General features: G+C 38.1%; 10 protein-coding genes. 2 read left to right on the top strand and 8 right to left on the bottom strand.

The genetic code is table 11. From position 1 onward, the window contains the following. Window positions 1-359 precede the first annotated feature (359 nt). From hpf to HMPREF9186_RS08880, 3 genes are all read right to left on the bottom strand, one after another. On the bottom strand, window positions 360-902 hold the full coding sequence (gene hpf, locus HMPREF9186_RS08890) for a ribosome hibernation-promoting factor, HPF/YfiA family (RefSeq protein ID WP_009732350.1): 543 nt from the start codon (window positions 900-902) through the stop codon (window positions 360-362). 81 nt (window positions 903-983) lie between these two features. After that, complete coding sequence (locus tag HMPREF9186_RS08885) at window positions 984-1,649, bottom strand: ComF family protein (RefSeq protein WP_009732349.1); 666 nt, start codon at window positions 1,647-1,649, stop codon at window positions 984-986. Then, entirely contained in the window at window positions 1,646-2,944 is a 1,299-nt protein-coding gene (locus HMPREF9186_RS08880) for a DEAD/DEAH box helicase (RefSeq protein ID WP_037614165.1), read from the bottom strand. Before HMPREF9186_RS08880 ends, HMPREF9186_RS08885 begins: the two co-directional genes overlap by 4 nt. A 55-nt stretch (window positions 2,945-2,999) precedes the next feature. On the opposite strand from HMPREF9186_RS08880, the gene HMPREF9186_RS08875 reads away from it, so the two are divergent. Further along, window positions 3,000-3,644 (top strand): YigZ family protein, encoded by a 645-nt coding sequence (locus HMPREF9186_RS08875; RefSeq protein WP_009732347.1) that lies wholly within the window; start codon window positions 3,000-3,002, stop codon window positions 3,642-3,644. Between the two features lie 135 nt (window positions 3,645-3,779). Continuing rightward, on the top strand, window positions 3,780-4,703 hold the full coding sequence (cysK, locus tag HMPREF9186_RS08870; protein ID WP_009732346.1) for a cysteine synthase A: 924 nt from the start codon (window positions 3,780-3,782) through the stop codon (window positions 4,701-4,703). A 49-nt stretch (window positions 4,704-4,752) separates the two neighbouring features. On the opposite strand, the gene HMPREF9186_RS08865 is transcribed toward cysK, so the two are convergent. Genes HMPREF9186_RS08865 through liaF form a run of 5 tightly spaced genes read right to left on the bottom strand, consistent with a single transcriptional unit; the run spans window position 4,753 to window position 8,902 of the window. Then, window positions 4,753-5,118: a S1 RNA-binding domain-containing protein gene (locus HMPREF9186_RS08865; RefSeq protein WP_009732345.1), complete on the bottom strand. Its 366-nt coding sequence runs from the start codon at window positions 5,116-5,118 to the stop codon at window positions 4,753-4,755. A gap of 1 nt (window position 5,119) precedes the next feature. Beyond that, a complete protein-coding gene (locus HMPREF9186_RS08860; protein ID WP_009732344.1) occupies window positions 5,120-6,520 on the bottom strand; it encodes a bifunctional Cof-type HAD-IIB family hydrolase/peptidylprolyl isomerase in 1,401 nt (466 codons plus the stop codon). A 44-nt stretch (window positions 6,521-6,564) separates the two neighbouring features. Further along, complete coding sequence (locus HMPREF9186_RS08855; RefSeq protein ID WP_009732343.1) at window positions 6,565-7,197, bottom strand: response regulator transcription factor; 633 nt, start codon at window positions 7,195-7,197, stop codon at window positions 6,565-6,567. Continuing rightward, window positions 7,194-8,210 (bottom strand): sensor histidine kinase, encoded by a 1,017-nt coding sequence (locus HMPREF9186_RS08850; protein WP_009732342.1) that lies wholly within the window; start codon window positions 8,208-8,210, stop codon window positions 7,194-7,196. Before HMPREF9186_RS08850 ends, HMPREF9186_RS08855 begins: the two co-directional genes overlap by 4 nt. Beyond that, the gene (gene liaF / locus HMPREF9186_RS08845; RefSeq protein WP_009732341.1) at window positions 8,207-8,902 is read right to left on the bottom strand and encodes a cell wall-active antibiotics response protein LiaF; all 696 of its coding nucleotides are present in this window, start codon (window positions 8,900-8,902) and stop codon (window positions 8,207-8,209) included. Before liaF ends, HMPREF9186_RS08850 begins: the two co-directional genes overlap by 4 nt. Window positions 8,903-8,914: the final 12 nt, after the last annotated feature.

Here is an 8,914-nt window from a genome sequence, read left to right as displayed (position 1 = left end):
CACGCCGCCAGCGTTCATCCTGAGCCAGGATCAAACTCTCATTAAAATAATTGTTTGTCTTAAACTCATTCTGTCACTGACAGATTTATTGTTTTTTTATTGTTCAGTTACTATAACTTCCGTTATAGCGCCCTGCACATTGGTTCGTCTTGTTCAGTTTTCAAAGGTCTTTGTCGCTCTCTCGCGACAACTATATTAGTATATCACGTACACTTTTACTTGTCAATAACTTTTTTAAAAAAGTTTTATTTTTTTGAAAAAAGTTTTTCTTTCTACTTGCTAAAGCATTTGATAGAAAGAAAACCGGAGCTAATTAGCTCCGGTTTTCTTTCTATATTATAATCTATTTTTAGGATTAATTACTCTTTAACTTCCAATAAACCGATGTCTCCATCTTCTCTACGATAAATAACATTGGTTGTATTGTCTTCTGCATCTCGATAAATAAAGAAATCATGAGCTAGCAGTTCCATTTGAAGGATCGCTTCTTCTATATCCATTGGTTCCAAATCAATTGTTTTTGAACGAACAACTTTTTCTGTTGTTGCCGCTTCTTCTACAACTGCATCTGTGAAGAGTTTCCCTGCACCAGATTTAACGCGATTTTTCTTTTCAATTTTTGTTTTGTTCTTACGAATTTGACGTTCAATCTTATCTACAACGAGATCAATTGAACCATACATATCTTGAGACACATCTTCCGCACGGAGAGTAATTGATCCAAGTGGAATGGTTACTTCTACTTTTGCGGTCTTTTCACGGTAAACTTTTAAGTTTACTCGAGCGTCTAGCTCTTGGTCTGCCTGAAAATATTTTTCAATCTTTTCGAGTTTAGAAACGACATAGTCGCGGATGGCTTCTGTTACTTCTAGGTTTTCACCACGGATACTATATTTAATCATATAAGTACCTACTTTCTAAACATTATGTTTTTATTTATATGTATATTATAACGCTTTCATAAACATTTTGCAAATCTTTTTTTACCTTGCAATTGAAAATGTTTTTATTTCTTTCACTCCTTTTTCAAGCAATAGGCGTTTCATTAATTCGATAGTTTTGCCAGTAGTATAGATATCATCAAATATAAGATATCTTTCTTCTGTCGACACATCTTCTCTTAACTGAAAATGCTGTGAAGTTTGTAATCTTTCTACTCTTCTCTTTTTTGATTGAGCTAGGCTATCCTCTTTTTTGAATAGATTCTTGTACTTTATATCTGCATAGTCTAGTATAGTTGAAACTTGATTGAAGCCCCTCTCCTCTTTCTTTTCATGGCTAATAGGAGTTGTTAGGATGGTATAGCTTTTATACTTTTTCATAGCTTTTTTAATATCATTTGCAAATATGGTCCCTAACAAGCGATCTCCTTCAAACTTATATCGTTTAAAATATTCCTTCATCGCTTCGTTGTATCTATACAAAGCTTCATGTTGAACTTTATTTCCTTTTTTACTCCAGTATTTACAATCTTTACATTCCTTCTCTTCCTTATCTTTAAAACATTTAGGACAGTGGACGTCACTGATTGCTTCAAATTTTTCTTTGCATTCTTTACAAATCCATTCTTCCTTTGTTTTCAATAAGATAAGTTCTCTAAAATCTTCACTTCTTTTAAACTCTTTATCACAAAGTAAACATGATTTCAAAAGCCGGCCTCCTGATTCATCCCTTTTATCTCCTTTATTGCTTTCTTCATTTCTTTTGTTGTGCCATCTGATAGAAAAAGTAATTGTCCTGTTGGTCTTTCCTTGCTTCGACCAACCCTTCCTGAGATTTGTACAAGTGCACTTTTAGTAAACAAGCGATGATTACTTTCTAAAACGAAGACATCTACAAACGGAAAAGTAACCCCCCTTTCTAGAATAGTCGTCGAGACGAGAATGGTCACTTCTTTTTTTCTAAACTCTTCCACAATTTGCAAACGATCCCTTGTCTGAGAGGATACGAAACCTACTTTTTCTTCAGGGAAGTATTTTTTTACATTCTCTGTAAATTGCTGGCCTAATTCAATTTCAGATACAAAGATTAACAGAGGGTAATGTGTCTGTCTTTGTTTCTTGATTAGTTTCAATAATTCGTTAGGTATTCTTCCTTTTTCTATTTTTTCTCTAATTTTTGATACCCATTTTATTTCAGGTACCACTAAGGGGTTACCATGGAATCTTCTTGGAAGGCTATAACGAATAATTTCTTTTTTCTTGACTTTTTTATCCAATTCATCTGTAGAGGTTGCAGTTAAAAAAAGAGTATTTCCGTTTTTCTTTACTGCATTCTGTACTGCTTTATATAACATAGGATTGTCTACATAAGGAAATGCATCTACCTCATCTATGATAAGGAGATCGAAGGCCTGATAGAACTTTAACAATTGGTGGGTTGTCGAGATTACCAAGGGAGTTCTAAAATAGGGGTCTGATTCCCCGTGAAGCAACGATATCGGGCAGGAAAAATCTTCTTTCATCCTTCCGTATAATTCAATACAGACATCAATTCTTGGAGTTGCAATACAGACTGCTTGTCCTTTTTGGATTGCTCTTGCCACAACCTGGTACATCATTTCCGTTTTTCCAGCCCCTGTCACAGCATGTACCAAGGCATTTTTTCCTTCATTTACTGCTTGAATGAGTCCATCCGACACCTGTTGTTGATAGGAAGTTAAGCTCCCTTTCCAGTTTAATACCTCTTGGCCTTCAAAGTCTTGCTGCGCAATGGCATAAAGTTTTTGATCACTCTGGATTCTTCCCAATCGAATGCAAGATCTACAATATAGCACCTCTTCACTCAACTTCCAAAGTTTTTGATCAATCATACTGCCACATCGAAAGCATTGGTACCTTCCATTCTGTTTTTCTATAGCTGGAAGTTCTTGGGCTATTTCTTTTAAATCATCTGTCATCTGACTCTCTGTTAAGAGTCTTCCATAAGTATCTTCTATCCTCATACTTATTAATTCGCAAAAATTGGAGAAAATCATTCTTTTTTTGTAAAATAAGAATATGGAATATATTACATTTAAAGAGAACAGTACTGTTCAAGAAGAAATTAAGAAATCGAAATTCATTTGTCATGTTAAACGTGTCTCTTCTGAAGAGGAAGCTAGAGATTTTATTAACACGATCAAGAAGGAGCACTACAAGGCTACACATAATTGCTCTGCTTTCATCATTGGAGAACATAGCGACATTAAACGGACCAGTGACGATGGGGAACCTAGTGGAACAGCGGGTGTACCGATGTTGGGAGTTTTAGAGAATCATCACATCACCAATAGTTGTGTCGTGGTTACCCGCTATTTTGGAGGTATTAAATTAGGGGCTGGCGGTCTGATTCGCGCTTATGCTGGCAGTGTTGCACAAGCGGTTCGAGAAATCGGGTTGGTAGAAATCAAAGAGCAAGTTGTTCTTGGAATTACTTTGACCTATTCCCAATACCAAGAATTTGCTAATTTCTTAAAAGACAATCAATTGGTAGAACAAGATCCGATGTTTACAGATCAAGTTACGACAACTATTTTTGTAGACAAAGAAGACACACCTTCTATCACAGCAGCTTTAGTCGAATTTTATAATGGAAAAGTCATTATTGAGGACCAAGGAATTCGTGAGGTTGAAGTACCCCTTCTTTCCCTTGAAAATGAATAAATTATTTGGAATATACAAGACCTATTGGCAACGATAGGTTTTTTTTATCACACCCATAAAATTTCTATATTTTACATTCTTTCCACAAGGGACTATACTGGTTAGTATCAAGAAAACCTAGAACTGAGGTAAATTATGGCTATTTATGAAAACATTACAGAATTGATTGGACACACACCGATTGTCAAATTGAACCGACTTGTTCCTGAAGGAGCTGCAGATGTCTATGTCAAATTAGAAGCTTTCAATCCTGGATCATCTGTCAAGGACCGGATTGCTTTGAGCATGATTGAAAAAGCTGAAGCGGATGGCTTGATCAAACCAGGTGATACGATTGTCGAAGCAACTAGTGGGAATACAGGGATTGGTCTGTCATGGGTTGGTGCAGCTAAAGGCTATAATGTCGTGATTGTCATGCCTGAAACGATGAGTGTGGAACGTCGTAAAATTATCCAAGCCTACGGGGCTGAACTCGTTTTGACTCCTGGAAGTGAAGGAATGAAAGGTGCAATCGCTAAAGCTGAAGCAATCGCTGCAGAACGAAATGGCTTCCTTCCTCTTCAATTTGAAAACCCTGCTAACCCAGAAGTCCATGAAAGAACAACTGGACAAGAAATCGTTGATGCCTTTGGAAAAGATGGCCTCGATGCTTTTGTGGCAGGTGTAGGTACTGGTGGAACAGTTTCTGGTATTTCACATACCTTGAAAAAGAACAACCCAAATGTGAAAGTCTTTGCCGTTGAAGCCAATGAATCTGCAGTTCTTTCTGGTGAAAAACCTGGACCTCACAAAATCCAAGGTATTTCAGCTGGATTTGTTCCGAATACCTTAGATACCAACGCCTATGATGGGGTCCGTCGTGTTACCTCAGAAGAAGCTTTCGAACTTGCACGCGCTATCGGTGGAGCTGAAGGATTCTTAGTCGGTATTTCAAGTGCCGCAGCTATCTTTGCTGCTATTGAAGTAGCCAAAGAACTAGGCAGCGGTAAAAAAGTTCTTGCTCTTGCACCAGATAATGGGGAACGCTACCTTTCTACTACACTTTACGAATTTGAATAATATTCTGTACCAAAAAACTTCGCTAGGCTCTATTCACCTAGCGAAGTTTTTATTTTTTCTCTTGTTTGCTAAAGAATACTTTTCCTTCTTTGACCCAAGACGGCATCTGTTGGGCCAAGGGAGTAAAACCACTCTTGTGACGGTCATTAGAAAAGCGATGATGTCGAATGATTCGTTGCGGGGCCTCTTCAAGCGTTCTCAAAGAGAGGCTAGCTTTGTTGGTATATTCATCAACATCGATGACTTGAACAAAGACCTTCTCCCCAATCGACAGAATATCCTGAATATTACTTACATAACCACTTCTAATCTCTGAGATATGAATCAAGCCCGTCACACCCGACTCTAGTTCGACAAAGGCGCCGTAAGGTTGAATGCCTGTGATGGTTCCTTCTAACTTATCTCCAATTTTCATATTAGTCCTCAATTTCGATGGTTTGAATCACGACATCTTCTACCGGCTTATCCATCATACCTGTTTCAACAACCGCGATCTCATCTAATACAGCATACGAAGCTTCATCCATCAATTGACCAAATACCGTATGGCGTTGATCTAGGTGAGGAGTCCCTCCTTCTGTCGTATAGATTTCGGCAATTTTTTCAGGCCAGCCACCGCGGACCAATTCCTTTTTCGAGTATGGGAGATGTTGATTTTGTACAATAAAGAATTGGCTGCCATTCGTGTTTGGTCCAGCATTGGCCATCGAAAGAGCTCCACGAATATTGTACAATTCTTTTGAAAATTCATCTTCGAAGCTGTCACCATAAATGGACTCACCACCCATACCAGTACCTGTTGGATCTCCCCCTTGGATCATGAAATCTTTAATAATCCGATGGAAAATGACACCATCATAATAGCCAGACTTAGCAAGAGCTACAAAGTTTGCAACTGTTTTTGGCGCTTGATCTGGAAACAATTGAATTTTCATCTCACCGTGATTGGTTTTGATCACAGCGACAGGACCTTCAACCGCACCAAGTTCCAACTGTGGTAACGTCAATTCTTTTTCAACCATATTTAATTCCTCTAAGGCATAGAAAATGCCATCTTCTTCCAAATTCTTAGTGATATAATCAGCTTTTTCTTGTAACTCTGGGGCAGATTTTCCCATTGCGATACTAATCCCAGCATACTCAAACAGTTCGAGATCATTTAATCCGTCCCCAAATACTAAAACATTCTCTGGCTTCAAGCCCAATTGATTGACAAGCTGAGAAACTCCGGAAGCTTTTGAAGCTTCAAAGCGAACAACATCTGACGAATGGGGATGCCAGAATACTAGGCGTAAGTCCTCTTGCAAGAAATCCGGTAACTCTAACTCACTATCATGTTCATCAAAGGTCCACATTTGGAAAATGGGTTCTTTCAAATGCAGATCTGGATCTACTGGTAGGTTGGGATAAATAATGTCAATAGCATCACTGATCAAGGTTGTCCGATTGGACAGAGCCGCTTGATGACTAGCCACTAACCCATAATCAATCTCAGATTCTTTGGCCCAATCCACAAAAGAAGAAACGATTGCTTCATGAATTGGTGATTGGTAAATGACAGTTCCTTTTGCATCGTCTATATAGGCACCGTTTAAGGTTACTAGAAAATCAGGTTTTAAATCCATAATTTCAGGAACAACCCCAAAAACCCCTCTGCCGGTTGCAATCCCTGTTCGAATTCCTTTTTCTTTCAACTGATGAAAGACATCTTTGACAGATTCTGGGATCAATCCCGTTTCTTTTGCACGTAACGTATCATCAATATCAAAAAAGACGATTTTTACTTTTTTTGCTTTATAACGTAATTTTGCGTCCACTTGTCTCCCCCTATTTTCCTTGCTCTATTATAGCATGTTTCAACTTAAAAATCTTCCTGATTCACCAGATGGTGACGGAAAGCATAAACGACTGCTTGTGTCCGATCACTAACTTCTAGTTTCGATAAAATATTGGAAACGTGGGTTTTCACTGTTTTCAGAGAAATAAAGAGTTCATCTGCTATGCGTTGATTTTCATATCCTTTCGTCAATAAAGCCAGAATATCCCGTTCTCTAGCTGTTAGGTCATCGTGCAATTCAGCATGGTTCTTGCGTGACTCAACTTTTTGACTGACTTCAGTCTCAATCGCAAATTCTCCTTTTGCAACCTTCCGGACAGCCTGTAAGATCTCCGTTGCTGACGAGGTCTTTAAAATATAACCTTTGGCACCGGCATCTAGTACAGGGTAAATTTTCTCATTATCCAAATAAGAGGTCAAAATAACAATCTTGGCTTTGGGCCATTCTTTTAAGATGGCTAGTGTTGCATCAATGCCGTTTAGTTCTGGCATCACAATGTCCATGATAATGACATCTGGTCGTTCTTGCAGGGCTAACTCAACTCCCTCTTGTCCATTTTGCGCCTCTAATACTTGGTCAATATCGGTCTGCATGGACAAAAAGCTCTTTAAACCAAGTCGAACCATTTCATGGTCATCTACTAATAATACTTTCATACACTTTCCTTTTCATTTTTATCTTTTATAAGAAGGGGAACACGGATATCCACTGCCACTCCTTTTTGAGGACTCGTTCGAATTTTAATTGTTCCCGCCATATCTTCCACACGCTCTTGAATATTTTTCAACCCATAACTCAATCGTTCCAATTTTTCCTGTTCAAAACCAATGCCATCATCTACCATCCGTAAATGAAGCTGTTTTCCCTCCTGGTACAAAAAGACATCCATTTGATGAGCCCTAGCGTGTTTCAGTGTATTACTAACAATTTCTTGCACAATCCGAAAGAGATGTTCTTCCATATCTTTTGGCAGAGCTAGTTCATTGTATTTGAAGACAACTTTTAAATTACTCTTTTCTTTCAGTTCTCTAAAAATCATCTTCATTCCGTCTACCAGGCTTTTCCCTTCCAATTCTGTGGGACGAAGATGCAAAAGCAAGACACGCAAATCATTTTGGGCTGTTCCCAAAATATCCGATACCCCATTTAATTGCTGCTGAATCTGTTTTTTCTCTAACTCAAGGGCCTGTGCTGCCACTCCAGATAAAATCATATTGGCTGCAAATAGTTCCTGACTAACCGTATCATGGAGATCACGCGCTATCCGCTTGCGCTCTGTTTCTATGATTTCTTCTTCATTTCGCATGACACGATTTTCACTTCTCTGTAAATTTTCTTCTAGTCGATGCAATTTGCTATCCAACAAATCCAGCTGTTGGTTCAGTTCTTTAGGAGCAATTTCTTTTTGCTGGGAACCATTCATAATAGCTTCCACCTTTTGTTGTACCGCATGAACTGTCACAAATTGCGTGATCTTTATAATCAAGAGAACTAAAGCCGTTAATGCTAACGTCAAGCTAAAAACTAAAAATAGGAATGATTGAAGCAAGGATAGATTCGATACAAGTTTGCTCCACTGAAAACCAACAAAATGAAAAATGGTATGACAAATAACTGCGACTACCATTAGGGAATAGAAGTACAGTAGAATATAATCTAGCTTCTTCATGGGCGCACCACCTCTACATCCCCAACAATACCAACTATCACAATTTTTATAGAGCGATGGGACCTCCGATAATTTACTGTTTCAATATCTAACGTTTCATTCCTCATTTTCCGGACAGGTAAATCTAAAAATTTTAGATCTCCATATAGGGTGTTAATTTGTAAATGCAACTCCAAATCAATCGGTAAGATGATTTTTGTATTTCCAAAACCTTTGCGAATAATGATAACATTGTCCCAATCGCAAATCGCAACCTCTTCCAAATGGAGGGTGTCATTTCCGAAAACACGGAGCATACTCAGATCTCTATAACCTCGACTTTGCTTTGAAAAATGATGCAAATCACCTATCCATCGTGTTTTTTCCTGACGAATTTCTATATCCTCTTCGACATCGAGCACAACTGCTTCATTTTCCTTATACATATAAGGGTAGGCGATCAATAAACCATAAATAACCGCAAATAAAATGGCCGCAATCACAAAAGGATTCAGCATCACGATAAAAAATAGGAGCACACTCAGTGAGATTAATAGAAAATTTGCTTTTTGTTTGCCAAAATAGTAATACAGAAGGAGCAAAAAGAGCACCATCAAAACAATGAATCTGGAGAAATCGACTGATAAAATGGTAATGGCTGCTAGCGTTAATAAAATGGCTTCAACGAAAATAAAGATTTGTATTTTCCACATAGTCTACCTCAT

The organism is Streptococcus sp. F0442 (genome assembly GCF_000314795.2).
Lineage (GTDB): Bacteria > Bacillota > Bacilli > Lactobacillales > Streptococcaceae > Streptococcus.
This window is presented reverse-complemented; position numbering and strand designations above follow the sequence as displayed.

Bases quoted from the DNA above. Each gene is read 5' to 3' on its own strand.
- hpf (WP_009732350.1), bottom strand. From the start codon at position 902: ATGATTAAATATAGTATCCGTGGTGAAAACCTAGAAGTAACAGAAGCC.
- HMPREF9186_RS08880 (WP_037614165.1), bottom strand. From the start codon at position 2,944: ATGAGGATAGAAGATACTTATGGAAGACTCTTAACAGAGAGTCAGATG.
- HMPREF9186_RS08875 (WP_009732347.1), top strand. From the start codon at position 3,000: ATGGAATATATTACATTTAAAGAGAACAGTACTGTTCAAGAAGAAATT.
- cysK (WP_009732346.1), top strand. From the start codon at position 3,780: ATGGCTATTTATGAAAACATTACAGAATTGATTGGACACACACCGATT.
- HMPREF9186_RS08865 (WP_009732345.1), bottom strand. From the start codon at position 5,118: ATGAAAATTGGAGATAAGTTAGAAGGAACCATCACAGGCATTCAACCT.
- HMPREF9186_RS08855 (WP_009732343.1), bottom strand. From the start codon at position 7,197: ATGAAAGTATTATTAGTAGATGACCATGAAATGGTTCGACTTGGTTTA.
- HMPREF9186_RS08850 (WP_009732342.1), bottom strand. From the start codon at position 8,210: ATGAAGAAGCTAGATTATATTCTACTGTACTTCTATTCCCTAATGGTA.
- liaF (WP_009732341.1), bottom strand. From the start codon at position 8,902: ATGTGGAAAATACAAATCTTTATTTTCGTTGAAGCCATTTTATTAACG.